The 19,830-nt window shown below is 68.5% G+C and carries 14 protein-coding genes and 1 tRNA gene; 13 read left to right on the top strand and 2 right to left on the bottom strand.

Annotation, left to right across the window (positions count from 1 at the left end; translation table 11 throughout):
* Positions 1-37: 37 nt before the first annotated feature.
* Both AC069T_RS01550 and AC069T_RS01545 read left to right on the top strand, forming a co-directional pair.
* Positions 38-1,486 (top strand): MFS transporter, encoded by a 1,449-nt coding sequence (locus tag AC069T_RS01550; RefSeq protein ID WP_478780756.1) that lies wholly within the window; start codon positions 38-40, stop codon positions 1,484-1,486.
* Between the two features lie 153 nt (positions 1,487-1,639).
* Positions 1,640-2,695, top strand: a complete 1,056-nt coding sequence (locus AC069T_RS01545; RefSeq protein WP_478780755.1) for a UDP-N-acetylmuramate dehydrogenase — start codon at positions 1,640-1,642, stop codon at positions 2,693-2,695.
* A 33-nt stretch (positions 2,696-2,728) separates the two neighbouring features.
* On the opposite strand, the gene AC069T_RS01540 is transcribed toward AC069T_RS01545, so the two are convergent.
* Together AC069T_RS01540 and AC069T_RS01535 are read right to left on the bottom strand one after the other, a co-directional pair.
* The gene (locus AC069T_RS01540) at positions 2,729-3,748 is read right to left on the bottom strand and encodes an adenosine deaminase (RefSeq protein ID WP_478780754.1); all 1,020 of its coding nucleotides are present in this window, start codon (positions 3,746-3,748) and stop codon (positions 2,729-2,731) included.
* A 160-nt stretch (positions 3,749-3,908) separates the two neighbouring features.
* Positions 3,909-5,135, bottom strand: coding sequence for a pyridoxal phosphate-dependent aminotransferase (locus tag AC069T_RS01535; protein ID WP_478780753.1), 1,227 nt, complete (start codon positions 5,133-5,135; stop codon positions 3,909-3,911).
* Positions 5,136-5,348: 213 nt separating this feature from the next.
* Between AC069T_RS01535 and AC069T_RS01530 the strand changes: the two genes are divergently transcribed.
* The 11 genes from AC069T_RS01530 (at position 5,349) to AC069T_RS01480 (ending at position 19,702) form a co-directional block, all read left to right on the top strand.
* Positions 5,349-5,421, top strand: a tRNA-Trp gene (locus tag AC069T_RS01530).
* A gap of 107 nt (positions 5,422-5,528) precedes the next feature.
* Complete coding sequence (secE, locus tag AC069T_RS01525; RefSeq protein WP_478780752.1) at positions 5,529-5,813, top strand: preprotein translocase subunit SecE; 285 nt, start codon at positions 5,529-5,531, stop codon at positions 5,811-5,813.
* A gap of 77 nt (positions 5,814-5,890) precedes the next feature.
* Positions 5,891-6,793, top strand: coding sequence for a transcription termination/antitermination protein NusG (gene nusG, locus AC069T_RS01520; RefSeq protein WP_478780751.1), 903 nt, complete (start codon positions 5,891-5,893; stop codon positions 6,791-6,793).
* A 191-nt stretch (positions 6,794-6,984) separates the two neighbouring features.
* A complete protein-coding gene (rplK, locus tag AC069T_RS01515) occupies positions 6,985-7,419 on the top strand; it encodes a 50S ribosomal protein L11 (RefSeq protein ID WP_030359033.1) in 435 nt (144 codons plus the stop codon).
* Between the two features lie 79 nt (positions 7,420-7,498).
* A complete protein-coding gene (gene rplA, locus AC069T_RS01510) occupies positions 7,499-8,224 on the top strand; it encodes a 50S ribosomal protein L1 (protein ID WP_358852976.1) in 726 nt (241 codons plus the stop codon).
* Between the two features lie 188 nt (positions 8,225-8,412).
* Positions 8,413-9,273, top strand: a complete 861-nt coding sequence (locus AC069T_RS01505; protein ID WP_478780750.1) for an SCO4651 family lipoprotein — start codon at positions 8,413-8,415, stop codon at positions 9,271-9,273.
* Positions 9,274-9,354: 81 nt separating this feature from the next.
* On the top strand, positions 9,355-10,224 hold the full coding sequence (locus tag AC069T_RS01500) for an SCO4651 family lipoprotein (protein WP_478780749.1): 870 nt from the start codon (positions 9,355-9,357) through the stop codon (positions 10,222-10,224).
* A 356-nt stretch (positions 10,225-10,580) separates the two neighbouring features.
* A complete protein-coding gene (rplJ, locus tag AC069T_RS01495; protein ID WP_358852973.1) occupies positions 10,581-11,111 on the top strand; it encodes a 50S ribosomal protein L10 in 531 nt (176 codons plus the stop codon).
* A 110-nt stretch (positions 11,112-11,221) separates the two neighbouring features.
* The gene (rplL, locus tag AC069T_RS01490; RefSeq protein WP_478780748.1) at positions 11,222-11,605 is read left to right on the top strand and encodes a 50S ribosomal protein L7/L12; all 384 of its coding nucleotides are present in this window, start codon (positions 11,222-11,224) and stop codon (positions 11,603-11,605) included.
* A 612-nt stretch (positions 11,606-12,217) separates the two neighbouring features.
* A complete protein-coding gene (gene rpoB / locus AC069T_RS01485; RefSeq protein WP_478780747.1) occupies positions 12,218-15,703 on the top strand; it encodes a DNA-directed RNA polymerase subunit beta in 3,486 nt (1,161 codons plus the stop codon).
* Between the two features lie 99 nt (positions 15,704-15,802).
* A complete protein-coding gene (locus tag AC069T_RS01480) occupies positions 15,803-19,702 on the top strand; it encodes a DNA-directed RNA polymerase subunit beta' (protein ID WP_478780746.1) in 3,900 nt (1,299 codons plus the stop codon).
* The last annotated feature ends 128 nt before the right edge of the window (positions 19,703-19,830 follow it).

Below are 19,830 nucleotides of genomic sequence, written 5' to 3'. Positions count from 1 at the left end.
TAACTAACCGGTAAGATCCAACATCCTCTGGGGAGAGATGTCGCAGCAGAACGCCCGTCGCGGGGGAACCGCCTGGGCCCTCGTCATCACCAGCGTCGCAGGCTTCATGGCGGCCCTGGACAACCTCGTCGTCACCACCGCCCTGCCCTCCATCCGCGAGGACCTCGGGGGAGCGCTGGACGACCTCGAATGGACCGTGAGCGCGTACACGCTCACCTTCGCCGTGCTGCTGATGTTCGGCGCGGCGCTCGGTGACCGGTTCGGCCGCCGCCGGCTGTTCCTCGTCGGGCTCACCGTCTTCACCGCGTCCTCCGCCGCCGCGGCCATGGCACCCGGCATCGACTCGCTGATCGCCGCCCGCGCGGTCCAGGGTGTCGGAGCCGCGATCATGATGCCGCTGACGCTGACCCTGCTGACGGCCGCGGTCCCGGCCGCCAGGCGCGGGATGGTGTACGGGATCTGGGGAGCCGTGAACGGCCTCGCCGTCGCCTCCGGACCCCTCATCGGCGGCAGTCTCACCGAACACGTGTCCTGGCACTGGATCTTCTGGCTGAACGTTCCGCTGGGTCTGGCGCTGCTGCCGCTCGCCCGGCTGCGCCTGGCCGAGTCGTACGGCAGCGGCGCCCCGCTCGACATCACCGGCACGGTCCTCGCCAGCGGCGGCCTCTTCGGAATCGTGTACGGGCTGGTCCGCGGGCCCGTCGACGGCTGGACCAGCGGATTCGTCCTGTTCGCTCTCGTCGCGGGCACCGCGCTGCTGGGCGGATTCGTCCACCACGGCATCCGTGCCAAGGCCCCGATGCTGCCGATGCGGCTCTTCCGCTCGCCCGCCTTCGCCGGGATCAACGCCGCGAGCCTGCTCATGTTCCTCGGGATGTTCGGCTCGATCTTCCTGCTCAGCCAGTACATGCAGGGCGTCCTCGGCTACTCGCCCACCGAGGCCGGACTGCGGATGCTGCCCTGGACCGGGATGCCGATGCTCGTCGCACCGATCGCCGGTTACCTCTCCGACCGCATCGGCGGCCGCCCGGTCGTCGCCGCCGGGCTCTTCCTGCAGGCCGCCGGGCTCGCCTATCTCGCCGCCGTCGTCACCGCCGACGTCTCCTACTCGGGACAGCTGCCCGGTCTGATCCTCAGCGGCATCGGAATGGCCCTGTACTTCGCCCCGGCCGCGGCCCTGGTCATGTCCAGCGTCCACCCCGGGGAGCAGGGCATCGCCTCCGGCGCCAACAACGCCCTCCGCGAGGTCGGCGGCGCCCTCGGCATCGCCGTGATGTCCTCGATCTTCGCCGCCCAGGGCGGTTACGAGTCCGCGCAGAGCTTCGTGGACGGGCTGCGGCCCGCGCTGTGGGTGGGAGCCGCCGTGGTGGCCGTCGCGGCGATGGCGGCCCTGGCCGTCCCGTCCGCACGGCGCGCGGCACCGCCCGCCGGCCCCGGCACCCCCGCCCCGTCCGGGGAGCCGGCCAGGGAAGCCGTCGCGACCTGAGCGTCCACTGCCCGGAAGGGGGCGGTCCGGCCCGACGGGCCGGACCGCCCCCTTCGGCGTGCCAGCCGTACCGGGGCTCCCGGGGCGGCCGGACATGCTCCGGGCCCCCACCGGTGGGCGGATGCTCCCCCGCTCTCTCGTACTCTTGAGCCCGTGCAGGAACTCCACGACGCTCCGCTCGCCCCCCTGACCACCTTCCGGCTCGGCGGCCCCGCCGACCGGCTGATCACCGCCACGACCGACGCCGAGGTGATCGCCGCCGTCCGCGAGGCCGACGACAGCGGGACACCGCTGCTGCTCATCGGCGGCGGATCGAACCTGGTCATCGGCGACAAGGGCTTCGCCGGGACGGCCCTGCGCATCGCCACGACCGGCGTCGAACTCGACGGCACGCGGCTGGAGCTGGCCGCCGGCGAGGTGTGGACGGACGCGGTCGCCCGCACCGTCGAGGCCGGACTCGCCGGCGTCGAGTGCCTCGCCGGCATCCCCGGCTCGGCGGGCGCGACCCCCATCCAGAACGTCGGCGCGTACGGCCAGGAAGTGTCGTCGGCCATCACCGAGGTGGTCGCGTACGACCGCGTCACGCGCGAGACGGTCACCCTCGCCAACGCCGACTGCGCCTTCTCGTACCGCCACAGCCGCTTCAAGGCGGACCCCGAGCGCTACGTCGTCCTGCGCGTCCGCTTCGAGCTCGAGGACGCGGCCGGGCTCTCCGCGCCGGTCAAGTACGCCGAGACGGCGCGCGCCCTCGGCGTCGAGCCGGGCGACCGCGTGCCCCTCGCCGCCGCCCGGGAGACCGTCCTGAAGCTGCGGTCGGGCAAGGGGATGGTCCTCGACCCCGAGGACCACGACACCTGGTCGGCCGGATCGTTCTTCACCAACCCGATCCTCACCCACGAGGAGTTCGCCGCGTTCCACGCGCGCGTGCGGGAGCGGCTCGGCGACGACGTCATGGCACCGGCGTACCCGGCCGGGGACAGCCACACCAAGACCTCCGCGGCCTGGCTGATCGACAAGGCCGGCTTCACCAAGGGCTACGGCACCGGGCCCGCCCGGATCTCCACCAAGCACACCCTCGCGCTCACCAACCGCGGCGGGGCCACCACCGACGACCTGCTCGCGCTCGCCCGCGAGGTCGTCGAAGGCGTGCGTGACGCCTTCGGGATCACGCTGGTCAACGAGCCGGTGACGGTGGGCGTCAGCCTCTGAGGCGACGGAGCCGTCCGACCGGGCCGAAGGGCCTCACGAGGCGAGCCAGTCGTCGACGCCGGACAGCAGCTTCGCGCGGACGTCCTCCGGGGCGGCCGAGGCGCGGATGGACTGCCGGGCCAGCTCGGCCAGTTCCGCGTCGCTGAAGCCGTGGTGGCGGCGGGCGATCTCGTACTGGGCGGCGAGACGCGAGCCGAACAGGAGCGGGTCGTCCGCCCCGAGGGCCATCGGGACCCCGGCTTCGAACAGAGTTCTCAGGGGTACGTCCTCGGGCTTCTCGTAGACACCGAGGGCGACGTTGGACGCCGGGCAGACCTCGCAGGTCACCTGGCGGTCCGCCAGCCGCTTCATCAGCCGCGGGTCGTCGGCGGCCCGCACTCCGTGCCCGATCCGCGTGGCGTGCAGGTCGTCCAGGCAGTCCCGCACCGACGAGGGCCCGGCGAGCTCGCCGCCGTGCGGCGCCGACAGCAGCCCGCCCTCGCGCGCGATCGCGAAGGCCCGGTCGAAGTCCCGCGCCATGCCTCGCCGTTCGTCGTTGGAGAGCCCGAAGCCGACGATGCCGCGGTCCGCGTACCGCACCGCCAGGCGGGCCAGCGTGCGGGCGTCCAGCGGGTGCTTCATCCGGTTCGCGGCCACCACGACCCGCATCCCGAGGCCGGTCTCCCGCACGGCCGAGTCCACCGCGTCCAGGATGACCTCCATGGCCGGGATGAGCCCGCCCAGGCGAGGCGCGTACGACGTCGGGTCGACCTGGATCTCCAGCCACCCCGAGCCGTCCCTCAGGTCCTCCTCGGCGGCCTCGCGCACCAGACGCCGGATGTCCTCGGGATCCTGCAGGCACGACCGGGCCGCGTCGTACAGCCGCTGGAAACGGAACCAGCCCCGCTCGTCGGTCGCCCGCAGCTGCGGCGGCTCCGCGCCGGTCAGCGCGTCCGGCAGCCGGACACCGTGCCTGTCGGCCAGCTCGAGCAACGTGCTGGGGCGCATGGACCCCGTGAAGTGCAGGTGCAGATGGGCCTTGGGCAGTTCAGAGAGATCACGTACACGCTCCATCCCAGGATCCTGCCGTACGGGAATGCCCCGCCGGTAGCGTTTTCCCTGATCGTGGTCTTGCCCGAACGAAGAAGCGGACCGCCCTCCCGGAGGAGGACGGCCCGCACCCGCGCGTGGAGCGCGAAAAGGAGAACGACGCCCCTTACGGCGTACGACCGTGTCAGTCGCGAGCCTCCGCCAGCAGCTTCTGGATCCGCGAGACACCCTCGGCCAGGTCGTCGTCACCCAGCGCGTACGACAGACGCAGGTAACCCGGCGTGCCGAAGGCCTCGCCCGGGACGACCGCGACCTCCGCCTCCTCCAGGATGAGCGCGGCGAGATCGACCGTGTTCTGCGGGCGCCTGCCGCGGATCTCCTTGCCGAGCAGCGCCTTCACCGAGGGGTACGCGTAGAAAGCACCCTCGGGCACCGGGCAGAGCACGCCGTGGATCTCGTTCAGCATGCGCACGATGGTCTTGCGGCGCCGGTCGAAGGCCTCACGCATCTTCGCGACCGCCTCCAGGTCGCCCGACACGGCGGCCAGCGCGGCGACCTGGGCCACGTTGGAGACGTTCGACGTGGCGTGCGACTGCAGGTTGGTCGCGGCCTTGACGACGTCCTTGGGGCCGATGATCCAGCCCACGCGCCAGCCGGTCATCGCGTAGGTCTTGGCGACGCCGTTGACGACGATGCACTTGTCGCGCAGCTCCGGCAGCAGGGCCGGCAGCGACACGGAGACCGCGTCCCCGTAGACCAGGTGCTCGTAGATCTCGTCGGTGAGCACCCACAGGCCGTGCTCGACGGCCCAGCGGCCGATGGCCTCGGTCTCGGCCTCGGTGTAGACCGCGCCGGTCGGGTTCGAGGGCGAGACGAAGAGGACGACCTTGGTCTTCTCCGTGCGGGCGGCCTCCAGCTGCTCGACCGAGACGCGGTAGCCGGTGGTCTCGTCGGCGACCACCTCGACCGGCACGCCACCGGCGAGCCGGATCGACTCCGGGTAGGTCGTCCAGTACGGCGCCGGGACGATGACCTCGTCGCCCGGGTCGAGGATCGCGGCGAAGGCCTCGTAGATGGCCTGCTTGCCGCCGTTGGTCACGAGGACCTCGGAGACGTCCGGCTCGTAGCCGGAGTCGCGCAGCGTCTTCGCGGCGATCGCGGCCTTCAGCTCGGGCAGACCGCCCGCCGGCGTGTAGCGGTGGTACTTCGGGTTCTTGCACGCCTCGACGGCGGCTTCGACGATGTAGTCCGGGGTCGGGAAGTCGGGCTCACCGGCGCCGAAGCCGATCACCGGACGCCCGGCGGCCTTGAGGGCCTTCGCCTTGGCGTCCACGGCGAGGGTGGCGGACTCGGAGATCGCACCGATCCGGGCGGATACCCGGCGCTCGGTGGGAGGGGTTGCAGCGCTCATGGCGCCCATAGTTTCAGACCGGAAACGTCCCGGGTACGCGGGTTTCACAGACTGAACACCCGCGGATCGACCACGGACAAAGCTCGTACGGACACTTTCTGTTCGACGACCGGCCGCCGAGCACGTACACTCTCACCTCGTTGGCCTTCACCGGCCGCGCCCTCCCGGTGCACACCGAGCACCCGGGCGGATGCGGTACGTTGGGGGAACCAAAGGGTCGTAGCTCAATTGGTAGAGCACTGGTCTCCAAAACCAGCGGTTGGGGGTTCAAGTCCCTCCGGCCCTGCTACACACTCCTTCGCCAGGATGTGTGCGCATGTACGTACTGCTTTGCACCGCCGTGCGGCTCAACCGGGCGCGGCGCGGCCACGACCCGGAATCAGGTGAGGACGAGTGACGGACGCCGTGGGCTCCATCGACATGCCTGATGCCCAGGACGAGGCGCCGGAGTCCAAGAAGACCCGCAAGGGCGGCAAGCGTGCCAAGAAGGGCCCGCTGAAGCGCCTTGCCCTCTTCTACCGCCAGATCGTCGCGGAGCTCCGCAAGGTCGTCTGGCCGTCCCGCCATCAGCTGACGACGTACACGACCGTAGTGATCGTCTTCGTCATCATCATGATCGGTCTGGTCACCGTGATTGACTATGGACTCGATCACGCCGCCAAGTACGTCTTCGGCTGAGCCAAGAGCGAAGGGCGCCGTCACCGGCGCCCCTTTCGCGTGTTCCACCCCCATGTATCCAGGAAGAAGCAGCCACCGTGTCTGACCCGAACCTGAACGACGCCACCGAGTCGGTCGAGTCCGCTGAGGACGAGCTCGACATCGTTGAGGCGGCGGACGCCGAGGACCCGGACCAGGCCGAGGCTGCCGACGCCGAGGCGGGCGAGCCCGCCGAGGAAGCGGCTCTGAGCGTCGAGGACGAGTCCGACGAGTCCACCGAGGACGACGAGCCCGCCACGGACGCCGAGGACGCCGAGGACGCCGAGGACGACGCCGCCTCCGACGAGGCCGTCACCGAGGACGCCGAGGAAGAGGCCGAGCCGGTCGACCCTGTCACCGCTCTGCGCGAGGAACTCCGCGCCCTGCCCGGCGAGTGGTACGTCATCCACACGTACGCCGGTTACGAGAACCGCGTGAAGACCAACCTCGAGCAGCGCGCCGTCTCGCTGAACGTCGAGGACTTCATCTTCCAGGCCGAGGTGCCGCAGGAAGAGGTCGCGCAGATCAAGAACGGTGAGCGCAAGACCATCCGTCAGAACAAGCTCCCCGGCTACGTGCTGGTGCGCATGGACCTGACGAACGAGTCCTGGGGCGTCGTCCGCAACACCCCCGGCGTCACCGGCTTCGTGGGCAACGCCTACGACCCGTACCCGCTGACCCTGGACGAGATCGTCAAGATGCTCGCCCCGGAGGCGGAGGAGAAGGCCGCCCGCGAGGCCGCCGAGGCCGAGGGCAAGCCGGCTCCGGCCCGCAAGCTCGAAGTCCAGGTGCTGGACTTCGAGGTCGGCGACTCGGTCACGGTCACCGACGGCCCGTTCGCGACGCTGCAGGCGACGATCAACGAGATCAACGCCGACTCGAAGAAGGTCAAGGGCCTCGTCGAGATCTTCGGCCGCGAGACCCCGGTCGAGCTCTCCTTCGACCAGATCCAGAAGAACTAGCCCTTCTGGAACAGATGCCTCCGACCAGGTCAGACAGGCGCTCGCAGCCGGTCTGACCTGCTCGGTTTTTGGCCGCGCACAGATACCCGTTATCGTTGTGCGGTATGCCTCCATACGGATCATTGGTCCGGTCGGGGCAGCCGTCTGGGGCGACTCGGACGTAGGAAGGCGAAAACGAAAGAGGACCCGGAATGCCTCCCAAGAAGAAGAAGGTCACGGGGCTCATCAAGCTCCAGATCCAGGCCGGCGCCGCCAACCCGGCTCCGCCTGTCGGCCCCGCGCTGGGCCAGCACGGCGTCAACATCATGGAGTTCTGCAAGGCCTACAACGCCGCGACCGAGTCGCAGCGTGGCTGGGTGATCCCGGTGGAGATCACGGTCTACGAAGACCGCTCCTTCACCTTCATCACCAAGACACCGCCGGCCGCGAAGATGATCCTCAAGGCCGCGGGCGTGGAGAAGGGCTCCGGCGAGCCGCACAAGACCAAGGTCGCCAAGATCACCCAGGCGCAGGTCCGCGAGATCGCCACCACGAAGATGCCCGACCTGAACGCCAACGACCTGGACGCCGCGTCGAAGATCATCGCCGGCACCGCCCGTTCCATGGGCATCACGGTCGAGGGCTGAACCCCACCTCGTAAGTCTTGAACCGTGGAAGGGCCTGCTCGGCCCGGACCACGACTCCTCAGAGAACACAGGAGCAGTAGTGAGCAAGCGCAGCAAGTCTCTCCGCGCTGCGGACGCCAAGATCGACCGGGACAAGCTCTACGCCCCGCTCGAGGCCGTCCGTCTCGCCAAGGAGACCTCCACGAGCAAGTTCGACGGCACCGTCGAGGTCGCCTTCCGCCTGGGTGTCGACCCGCGCAAGGCCGACCAGATGGTCCGTGGCACCGTGAACCTCCCGCACGGCACCGGTAAGACCGCCCGGGTCCTGGTCTTCGCGACCGGTGACCGTGCCGAGGCCGCGACCGCCGCGGGCGCCGACATCGTCGGCTCCGACGAGCTCATCGACGAGGTGGCGAAGGGCCGTCTGGACTTCGACGCCGTCGTCGCCACCCCGGACCTCATGGGCAAGGTCGGCCGCCTGGGCCGTGTCCTCGGCCCGCGTGGTCTGATGCCGAACCCGAAGACCGGCACCGTGACCCCGGACGTGGCCAAGGCCGTGACCGAGATCAAGGGCGGCAAGATCGAGTTCCGCGTCGACAAGCACTCGAACCTGCACTTCATCATCGGCAAGGCGTCCTTCGACGACACCCAGCTGGTGGAGAACTACGGCGCCGCGCTGGACGAGATCCTTCGTCTGAAGCCGTCGGCCGCCAAGGGTCGCTACATCAAGAAGGCCGCGATCAGCACCACGATCGGCCCCGGCGTTCCCGTCGACCCGAACCGCACCCGCAACCTCCTCGTCGAGGAGGACCCGGCCGCCGTCTGAGCCTCCCGCTCACTCCGGTAGCCGCGTCGCGCACGCGAACCCAGGACGGGCCCCGCACCCTTCGAGGTGCGGGGCCCGTCCGTCTTCCGTCCCCGGGTCCGGGGCCCCCGGGACAAGCGATCGGGACATCTGTGCCGGTGGCCTGCGCTAGCGTGCGGATCACAGTCATCGCTCAGGGGTGGGGGGACATGATCAGCACCGTACTGCGGCGCGCGGGCCTGCCGTTGGCCGTGATCGGTGTGCTGAGCGGCGCGCTCAGCGGGTGCGGCCCGGCGCACCCCGCGGGGAAGAAGCCCCCGCGCACGGACGACCCCCGCGAGGCCGCGGCCCGCACCGCCGTCACCAGAACGCTGAGCGAGGTCCGCAGCCGCACCCGCGAGGCGGGTTCGGCGCGCGTCGACTGCTCGGCGGCCAGGGGAGACATGGTCGCCACGCGGTCCAAGGGCGTCCTCGGCTGGTCCGACGGCCTCTCCGGCACCCTGACGATCACGTACACCGGGGGCAGCTGGGCCGCGACCATGCGGGACATGGGCAACGCGTCCACGCCGGCGCGCTTCGTCTCCGACACCTACTACGCGAGGATGAGCGACAGGTTCGCCACCGTCTCCGGGCGCAGCAGGCACTGGATCAAGTACGGCTACGACGCCTCAGCGAACTTCACCCCGGCGCAGTCGGTCGAACTGCTGCTGGCGGCTCCCGACACCCGCGAGGTCGGCACGGAGCAGGTCCGCGGCACCCGCACCACGCACTACTCGGGCACGGTGACCGTCGCCGCACTGGGCGCCCCCCGCCCGGGGCTCACCCGTGCCGAGGTCGCCGACCTCGAGAAGTGGTTCACCGGGGCCGGCGTCCGCGAGGAGAGGGTCGACATCTGGGTCGACGCCGGGGGCCTGCTGGTCAAGCGGTCCGAGCGCGGGCAGACCTCCTCCGGCGCCCTGGTGACCACGGCGTACTACGCGGACTACGGCACCCGCTTCGCCACCCCCGAGCGGCCGCCCGCCGACGACACGGTCGACTTCGCGGACCTGGTCGACCCCGAGACCCCCTGAGAACTCGCGGGACCGCCGTGAGCGGCCGGGATAGGCTCACGACCTTGCTGTGAACCTGCTCGACGTTTCCTGGGGGGAACCATGAACACCGCTGTACGCGCAGCCGCACGACGTCGGACGCTGGGCGTGGCGCTCGCCGTCCTCGCCTTCGGCACGAGCGCCGTCGCCTGTTCCAAGAGCGACAGCGAGGCCGGACGGTCGCCGTCGATGGCGCCCGCGGCCGCCGTGGCCGAGGCCGCGAAGAACACCGAGAACATCACGTCCCTGCGGTACCGGATGACCGGCAAGGTCCCGGAGCAGGGCCGGGTCGAGGCCGAGGCGTCGATGAGCATGAAGCCGATGGCCATGAGCATGAAGATGTCGGCGCTCGACGCGGGGGCCGACACCGGGAAGGTGGAGCTCCGGTTCGTCGACGGCGCGCTGTACATGGGCGGGGGTGCCGCTGCCGCCAAGGAGATGGACGGCAAGCACTGGATCAAGTTCGGTGGCCTGGACAAGAACGGCGGCTCCTCCGGTGCCGGCGCCTCCGGCATGGACGACCAGGTCAAGAAGAACCCGGCACAGGAATCGACCTTCCTGACCGGCTCCAAGGACGTGAAGAAGGTCGGCACCGAGAAGGTGGACGGCGTCGAGACCACGCACTACAAGGGCACGGTCACCCTCGACGCGTTCCGGGACTCCCTCAAGGACGAGGACAAGGCCACCCGGAAGTCGCGGGAGAAGAGCCTCCAGCAGTACGAGGCCATGGGCATCGACAAGCTCACGATGGACATGTGGGTCGACCCGGACGAGCACACCAAGCAGTTCCGGATGCGGGGCGCCGCCGACAAGGGCCCGCTCGACATGACGATCACCTTCCTCGACTTCAACAAGCCGGTGACGGTGCGCGCGCCGGCCGCCGGGGACACCGTCGACCTGGCCGAGACCCTGCGGGACGCCCAGGAGGGCTGAGCGCCTGGTCACGCGACTGCCGGGCACCCGTGCCGGGCGATCCGGGACCCTCGCGAGAGCGAGGGCACCGGAGCCCGGACGGGGGCCTTCCGGGCGGATTTGCTCGACGGCGATGCGTTCGCGTACTCTTCCGGAGAAGCCAAAGACCGCTGGTCGTTGCCGTGCGCTCGTGAGGGAGTGCGGTGGCCGAAGGATCCGCTGAAACTGCGGACGACCCGCGTAGGTGACTGTGGATGTGCTCCCCGGAGTTCGCTTGCGGACAAAAGGTCGAGCCACGCCCCTGCGCCTGCGCCGGGGCGTTTTGTTTTGTCGGCCTCTTCTGAGCGGTCCTCATCACCCGGAAGGAGGCCACGCTTATGGCAAGGCCCGACAAGGCTGCCGCGGTAGCCGAGCTCGCGGACCAGTTCCGCAGCTCGAATGCCGCCGTGCTGACCGAGTACCGGGGTCTCACCGTGGCGCAGCTCAAGACGCTGCGTCGTTCGCTCGGTGAAGACGCCCAGTACGCCGTGGTGAAGAACACGCTGACCAAGATCGCGGCCAACGAGGCCGGGATCAACCAGCTCGACGACCTGTTCAACGGTCCGACGGCGGTTGCCTTCATCACCGGTGACCCGGTGACGTCGGCGAAGGGTCTTCGTGACTTCGCCAAGGACAACCCCAACCTCGTCATCAAGGGCGGTGTCCTTGACGGCAAGGCGCTGTCCGCCGACGAGATCAAGAAGCTTGCGGACCTCGAGTCCCGCGAGGTTCTGCTCGCCAAGCTGGCGGGTGCCATGAAGGGCAAGCAGTCCCAGACTGCCGCGCTCTTCCAGGCGCTTCCCTCGAAGTTCGTCCGCACCGCGGAGGCGCTTCGTGCCAAGCAGGCCGAGCAGGGCGGTGCCGAGTAATTCGGCTCGCGCATTGACCGCCGCCTGAGGGCGACGGTCGCAGCGGGCCGAACGTACGCCCGCCTCACCAGTACATCCGGCACCTGCCGAATTAGTGGAAGGACGCCATCATGGCGAAGCTGTCCCAGGAAGAGCTGCTCGCGCAGTTCGAGAACCTCACCCTCATCGAGCTCGCCGAGTTCGTGAAGGCCTTCGAGGAGAAGTTCGACGTCACCGCCGCCGCCCCGGTCGCCGTCGCCGGTGGCCCGGTTGCCGGCGCCCCGGCCGAGGCCGCTGAGGAGCAGGACGAGTTCGACGTCATCCTCACGGGTGCCGGCGAGAAGAAGATCCAGGTCATCAAGGTCGTGCGTGAGCTGACCTCCCTGGGTCTGAAGGAGGCCAAGGACCTCGTGGACGGCGCTCCGAAGCCGGTCCTCGAGAAGGTCGCCAAGGACGCCGCCGAGAAGGCCGCCGAGTCCCTCAAGGGCGCCGGCGCCTCCGTCGAGGTCAAGTAACACCACGAGTCCCGCGAGGGGCTCACGCGCGCTGACACAGCCGCTCACGTAGCGCTGTAACGCCGACGCACCGAAGAGCGATCACCCACTTGGGTGGTCGCTCTTCGGCGTTCAGGGGGTCCCCGAGCGGCTGCCTTGCGCCGCCGGTCGCGACGAGTATGGTGATCTTCGTCGTGCCTCCGGTGGACCCCGGGGCGGGCGGCGAGTGACGTGGGCAGCACCTTGTTCGGGCCTGGGGGGCCTTGACGAACCGCACGGAGCGCGCAATTCTCAGGACGCGTCGTCACAACGATCCGGATCCGAGGCATGGATCGGCGGCGAAGAGGGCAGTATCGATGTGCATCGAGGGCATGGCTTGCAGCAGGGGTTGAGAGCAACGAGGGTCTTCAAAAACCCGCACTGGACATCAGTGGGCCTAGTGGCTACACTGACCCTTTGCGCTGCCTGTTAGCTGCCTCCTGCCCGTCACCAGGGGCATGCCCTCGCTTGAGCACCGATGATCGAATCACCTCTGAGCTGGTTTTTCCGGCCGAATGAGGAAGGTCCGTCCCGGTGCACCAGCCGGGGACCGGTACGCGCGTAGTGAGTCCGAGCCCTCGGAAGGACCCCCTCTTGGCCGCCTCGCGCACTGCCTCGACCGCGAATACGAACAACGGCGCCAGCACCGCCCCGCTGCGCATCTCCTTTGCAAAGATCAAGGAGCCCCTCGAGGTTCCGAACCTTCTTGCGCTGCAAACCGAGAGCTTCGACTGGCTGCTCGGCAACGACGCGTGGAAGGCTCGTGTCGAGGCGGCTCTGGACAACGGACAGGACGTCCCCACCAAGTCCGGTCTGGAGGAGATCTTCGAGGAGATCTCCCCGATCGAGGACTTCTCCGGGTCGATGTCGCTGACCTTCCGCGACCACCGCTTCGAGCCTCCCAAGAACTCCATCGACGAGTGCAAGGAGCGCGACTTCACGTTCGCGGCCCCGCTCTTCGTCACCGCCGAGTTCACCAACAACGAGACCGGCGAGATCAAGTCCCAGACGGTCTTCATGGGCGACTTCCCGCTCATGACCAACAAGGGCACCTTCGTCATCAACGGCACCGAGCGTGTCGTGGTGTCCCAGCTGGTCCGCTCGCCGGGTGTCTACTTCGACTCCTCCATCGACAAGACGTCCGACAAGGACATCTTCTCGGCCAAGGTGATCCCCTCCCGGGGTGCCTGGCTGGAGATGGAGATCGACAAGCGCGACATGGTCGGTGTCCGCATCGACCGCAAGCGCAAGCAGTCCGTCACCGTTCTCCTGAAGGCTCTCGGCTGGACGACCGAGCAGATCCTCGAGGAGTTCGGCGAGTACGAGTCCATGCGCGCCACCCTGGAGAAGGACCACACCCAGGGCCAGGACGACGCGCTCCTGGACATCTACCGCAAGCTGCGTCCGGGCGAGCCGCCGACCCGTGAGGCCGCGCAGACCCTGCTCGAGAACCTCTACTTCAACCCCAAGCGCTACGACCTCGCCAAGGTCGGCCGCTACAAGGTGAACAAGAAGCTCGGCGGCGAAGCCCCGCTGGACGCCGGCGTCCTGACCGTCGAGGACATCATCTCGACGATCAAGTACCTGGTGAAGCTGCACGCCGGTGAGACCGAGACCGTCGGTGACAACGGCACCTCGATCGTCGTCGAGACCGACGACATCGACCACTTCGGCAACCGTCGTCTGCGCAACGTCGGCGAGCTCATCCAGAACCAGGTCCGCACGGGTCTGGCTCGTATGGAGCGCGTCGTCCGCGAGCGGATGACCACCCAGGACGTCGAGGCGATCACGCCCCAGACCCTGATCAACATCCGGCCGGTCGTCGCCTCCATCAAGGAGTTCTTCGGCACCAGCCAGCTCTCGCAGTTCATGGACCAGAACAACCCGCTGTCGGGTCTGACGCACAAGCGTCGTCTCTCGGCTCTGGGTCCCGGTGGTCTGTCGCGTGAGCGGGCCGGCTTCGAGGTCCGTGACGTGCACCCCTCGCACTACGGCCGCATGTGCCCGATCGAGACCCCCGAAGGCCCGAACATCGGTCTGATCGGCTCGCTCGCCTCCTACGGCCGGGTCAACGCGTTCGGGTTCGTCGAGACCCCGTACCGCAAGGTCGTCGAGGGTGTCGTCACCGACGACGTCGACTACCTGACCGCCGACGAGGAAGACCGCTTCGTCATCGCCCAGGCGAACGCGATCCTCTCCGAGGACATGCGCTTCGAGGAGTCCCGCGTCCTCGTCCGCCGCCGTGGCGGCGAGATCGACTACATCCCGGGCGACGATGTCGACTACATGGACGTCTCGCCGCGCCAGATGGTGTCGGTCGCGACCGCCATGATCCCGTTCCTCGAGCACGACGACGCCAACCGTGCCCTCATGGGCGCGAACATGATGCGTCAGGCCGTTCCGCTGATCAAGTCCGAGGCGCCGCTGGTCGGCACCGGCATGGAGTACCGCTGCGCGGTCGACGCCGGTGACGTCCTGAAGTCGGAGAAGGACGGTGTGGTCCAGGAGGTCTCCGCGGACTACATCACCACCGCCAACGACGACGGCACGTACACCACGTACCGCCTCGCGAAGTTCTCGCGCTCGAACCAGGGCACCTCGGTCAACCAGAAGGTTGTCGTGGACGAGGGCGCCCGGATCATCGCCGGACAGGTCCTGGCCGACGGCCCGGCGACCGAGAACGGCGAGATGGCGCTCGGCAAGAACCTGCTCGTGGCGTTCATGCCGTGGGAGGGTCACAACTACGAGGACGCGATCATCCTGTCGCAGCGCCTCGTGCAGGACGACGTCCTCTCCTCGATCCACATCGAGGAGCACGAGGTCGACGCCCGTGACACCAAGCTCGGCCCCGAGGAGATCACCCGGGACATCCCGAACGTCTCCGAGGAGGTCCTCGCCGACCTCGACGAGCGCGGCATCATCCGTATCGGTGCCGAGGTCGTCGCCGGCGACATCCTCGTCGGCAAGGTCACGCCCAAGGGCGAGACCGAGCTGACCCCCGAGGAGCGCCTGCTCCGCGCGATCTTCGGTGAGAAGGCGCGCGAGGTGCGCGACACCTCGCTGAAGGTGCCGCACGGCGAGATCGGCAAGGTCATCGGCGTCCGCGTCTTCGACCGCGAGGAGGGCGACGAGCTTCCCCCCGGTGTGAACCAGCTGGTGCGCGTGTACGTGGCGCAGAAGCGCAAGATCACCGACGGTGACAAGCTCGCCGGCCGTCACGGCAACAAGGGCGTCATCTCCAAGATCCTGCCGATCGAGGACATGCCGTTCCTGGAGGACGGCACCCCGGTCGACATCATCCTCAACCCGCTGGGTGTCCCGTCCCGAATGAACCCGGGACAGGTCCTGGAGATCCACCTCGGCTGGCTCGCCAGCCGCGGCTGGGACGTCTCCGGGCTCGGCGAGGAGTGGGCGCAGCGCCTGCAGGCCATCGGCGCCGACCAGGTCGACCCGGGCACGAACGTCGCGACCCCCGTCTTCGACGGTGCGCGCGAGGACGAGCTCGCGGGTCTGCTGCAGCACACCATCCCGAACCGCGACGGCGAGCGCATGGTGCTCCCGTCCGGCAAGGCGAGGCTGTTCGACGGCCGCTCCGGCGAGCCGTTCCCGGAGCCGATCTCGGTCGGCTACATGTACATCCTCAAGCTCCACCACCTGGTCGACGACAAGCTCCACGCCCGGTCGACCGGTCCGTACTCGATGATCACCCAGCAGCCGCTGGGTGGTAAGGCCCAGTTCGGTGGCCAGCGCTTCGGTGAGATGGAGGTGTGGGCGCTGGAGGCATACGGCGCCGCGTACGCCCTCCAGGAGCTGCTGACCATCAAGTCCGACGACGTGACCGGCCGCGTGAAGGTCTACGAGGCCATCGTCAAGGGCGAGAACATCCCCGAGCCCGGCATCCCCGAGTCCTTCAAGGTGCTCATCAAGGAGATGCAGTCCCTGTGCCTCAACGTGGAGGTGCTGTCCTCGGACGGCATGTCCATCGAGATGCGCGACACCGACGAGGACGTCTTCCGCGCTGCGGAAGAGCTCGGCATCGACCTGTCCCGGCGCGAGCCGAGCAGCGTCGAAGAGGTCTGACGGGAGTCCGGCCCGGGGCTCAGCGATGAGCCCCGGCCGGCCCCAGGACCCCCGTTTCAGACCCCTAAGACTTACAACCCTGAGAGGGATTGACGCATAGTGCTCGACGTCAACTTCTTCGATGAGCTCCGGATCGGTCTGGCAACCGCTGACGACATCCGTCAGTGGAGCCACGGCGAGGTCAAGAAGCCCGAGACCATCAACTACCGCACGCTCAAGCCCGAGAAGGACGGACTCTTCTGCGAGAAGATCTTCGGTCCGACCCGGGACTGGGAGTGCTACTGCGGCAAGTACAAGCGCGTCCGCTTCAAGGGCATCATCTGTGAGCGCTGCGGCGTCGAGGTCACTCGCGCCAAGGTGCGTCGTGAGCGGATGGGTCACATCGAGCTTGCCGCTCCCGTCACCCACATCTGGTACTTCAAGGGCGTCCCGTCGCGCCTGGGCTACCTGCTCGACCTGGCCCCGAAGGACCTCGAGAAGGTCATCTACTTCGCCGCGTACATGATCACGTACGTGGACGAGGAGCGCCGCACGCGTGACCTGCCCTCGCTGGAGGCGCACGTCTCCGTCGAGCGTCAGCAGGTCGAGAACCGTCGCGACGCCGACCTCGAGGCCCGCGCCAAGAAGCTCGAGACCGACCTGGCCGAGCTCGAGGCCGAGGGTGCGAAGGCCGACGTGCGCCGCAAGGTGCGCGAGGGCGCCGAGCGCGAGATGAAGCAGCTGCGCGACCGTGCGCAGCGCGAGATCGACCGTCTCGACGAGGTGTGGACCCGGTTCAAGAACCTCAAGGTCCAGGACCTGGAGGGCGACGAGCTCCTCTACCGCGAGCTGCGTGACCGCTTCGGCACGTACTTCGACGGTTCGATGGGTGCCGCGGCGCTGCAGAAGCGCCTGGAGTCCTTCGACCTGGACGAGGAGGCCGAGCGCCTCCGCGAGATCATCCGCACCGGCAAGGGCCAGAAGAAGACCCGTGCGCTGAAGCGGCTGAAGGTCGTGTCTGCCTTCCTGCAGACCTCCAACAGCCCCAAGGGCATGGTCCTCGACTGCGTGCCGGTCATCCCGCCGGACCTGCGTCCGATGGTGCAGCTGGACGGTGGCCGCTTCGCGACCTCCGACCTGAACGACCTGTACCGCCGCGTGATCAACCGCAACAACCGCCTGAAGCGGCTTCTCGACCTCGGCGCCCCCGAGATCATCGTGAACAACGAGAAGCGCATGCTCCAGGAGGCCGTCGACGCCCTGTTCGACAACGGTCGTCGTGGTCGCCCGGTCACCGGTCCCGGTAACCGCCCGCTGAAGTCCCTCAGCGACATGCTGAAGGGCAAGCAGGGCCGATTCCGTCAGAACCTGCTCGGCAAGCGTGTGGACTACTCCGCGCGTTCCGTCATCGTCGTCGGTCCGCAGCTGAAGCTGCACCAGTGCGGTCTGCCGAAGGCCATGGCGCTGGAGCTCTTCAAGCCGTTCGTGATGAAGCGCCTGGTCGACCTGAACCACGCGCAGAACATCAAGAGCGCCAAGCGGATGGTCGAGCGCGGCCGCACGGTCGTGTACGACGTCCTGGAAGAGGTCATCGCCGAGCACCCGGTTCTGCTGAACCGTGCGCCGACGCTGCACCGCCTCGGCATCCAGGCCTTCGAGCCGCAGCTGGTCGAGGGCAAGGCCATCCAGATCCACCCGCTCGTCTGCACCGCGTTCAACGCGGACTTCGACGGTGACCAGATGGCCGTGCACCTGCCGCTCTCCGCGGAGGCGCAGGCCGAGGCCCGCATCCTGATGCTGTCCTCGAACAACATCCTCAAGCCCGCCGACGGCCGCCCGGTCACGATGCCGACCCAGGACATGGTCCTCGGTCTGTTCTTCCTGACCACGGACGGCGAGCTGCGCGACGTCAAGGGCGAGGAGCGCTCCTTCTCGTCCGTCGCCGAGGCGATCATGGCGTTCGACGCCGGCGAGCTCTCGCTGCAGTCCCGCGTGGACATCCGCTTCCCGGTGGGCACCATCCCGCCGCGCGGCTGGACCCCGCCGGCCCGCGAGGAGGGCGAGCCCGAGTGGCAGCAGGGTGACACCTTCCGGCTGCGGACGACCCTGGGCCGCGCGCTCTTCAACGAGCTGCTGCCCGAGGACTACCCGTTCGTCGACTACGAGGTCGGCAAGAAGCAGCTCTCCGAGATCGTCAACGACCTCGCCGAGCGCTACCCCAAGGTCATCGTGGCGGCGACGCTCGACAACCTGAAGGCGGCCGGCTTCTTCTGGGCGACCCGCTCCGGCGTCACCGTGGCCATCTCCGACATCGTCGTTCCCGAGGCGAAGAAGGAGATCGTCAAGGGCTACGAGGCGCAGGACGAGAAGGTCCAGAAGCAGTACGAGCGCGGTCTGATCACCAAGGACGAGCGCACGCAGGAGCTCATCGCGATCTGGACCAAGGCGACCAACGAGGTCGCCGAGGCGATGAACGCGAACTTCCCGAAGACGAACCCCATCTTCATGATGGTCGACTCGGGTGCCCGCGGAAACATGATGCAGATGCGTCAGATCGCCGGTATGCGTGGTCTGGTGTCGAACGCCAAGAACGAGACGATCCCGCGTCCCATCAAGGCGTCCTTCCGTGAGGGCCTGTCCGTGCTGGAGTACTTCATCTCCACGCACGGTGCCCGTAAGGGTCTGGCCGACACGGCTCTGCGTACCGCCGACTCGGGTTACCTCACCCGTCGTCTGGTCGACGTCTCGCAGGACGTCATCATCCGCGAGGAGGACTGCGGCACCGACCGCGGTCTGCGCCTGGCGATCGCCGAGCGCGGCGCCGACGGCGTCCTGCGCAAGGCGGACAACGTCGAGACCAGCGTGTACGCACGTGCGCTGGCCGAGGACATCGTCGTCGACGGCGTGGTGCTGGCCCCGGCCAACACCGACCTGGGCGACGTCCTCATCGACGAGCTGGTCAAGCACGGCATCGAGGAGGTCAAGACCCGCTCGGTCCTGACCTGCGAGTCCGCCGTCGGTACCTGCGCCATGTGCTACGGCCGCTCGCTGGCCACCGGCAAGCTGGTCGACATCGGTGAGGCGGTCGGCATCATCGCCGCCCAGTCCATCGGTGAGCCCGGTACCCAGCTGACGATGCGTACCTTCCACACCGGTGGTGTGGCCGGTGACGACATCACCCAGGGTCTGCCCCGTGTCGTCGAGCTCTTCGAGGCTCGTACGCCGAAGGGTGTCGCCCCGATCTCCGAGGCGGACGGCCGTGTCCGCATCGAGGAGACGGAGAAGACCAAGAAGATCGTCATCACCCCCGACGACGGCAGCGACGAGACGGCGTTCCCGATCTCGAAGCGTGCCCGTCTGCTGGTGGGCGAGGGCGACCACGTCGGAGTGGGCCAGAAGCTCACCGTGGGTGCCACCAACCCGCACGACGTGCTGCGGATCCTCGGTCAGCGCGCGGTCCAGGTCCACCTGGTCGGCGAAGTCCAGAAGGTCTACAACTCGCAGGGTGTGTCGATCCACGACAAGCACATCGAGATCATCATCCGGCAGATGCTCCGCCGGGTGACGATCATCGAGTCCGGCGACGCGGAGCTGCTGCCGGGCGAGCTGGTCGAGCGCGGCAAGTTCGAGACCGAGAACCGTCGTGTGGTCCAGGAAGGCGGCCACCCGGCCTCCGGCCGTCCGCAGCTGATGGGTATCACCAAGGCCTCGCTCGCCACCGAGTCGTGGCTGTCGGCGGCGTCCTTCCAGGAGACGACCAGGGTTCTGACGGACGCGGCGATCAACGCCAAGTCCGACTCCCTGATCGGCCTCAAGGAGAACGTCATCATCGGTAAGCTCATCCCGGCCGGTACGGGTCTGTCCCGCTACCGCAACATCCGGGTCGAGCCGACCGAGGAGGCCAAGGCCGCGATGTACTCGGCCGTCGGCTACGACGACATCGACTACTCGCCGTTCGGCACGGGCTCCGGCCAGGCCGTTCCGCTGGAGGACTACGACTACGGTCCGTACAACCAGTAAGGCGTACGTCTGTCGGCGGGCGGCCATCCCTGCGGGGGTGGCCGCCCGCCGGCGTGTGTGGTTGCCGGGGGGGGGGGCACAAAGCGGGGGGGGGGGGGGGGGGGACAGCTTGGAGGGGGGCGACAGCT

It is taken from the genome of Streptomyces sp. NPDC043867 (assembly GCF_056435845.1).
The sequence above is the reverse complement of the archived record's forward strand: the minus strand, read 5'-3'. Positions and strand labels throughout refer to the sequence as shown.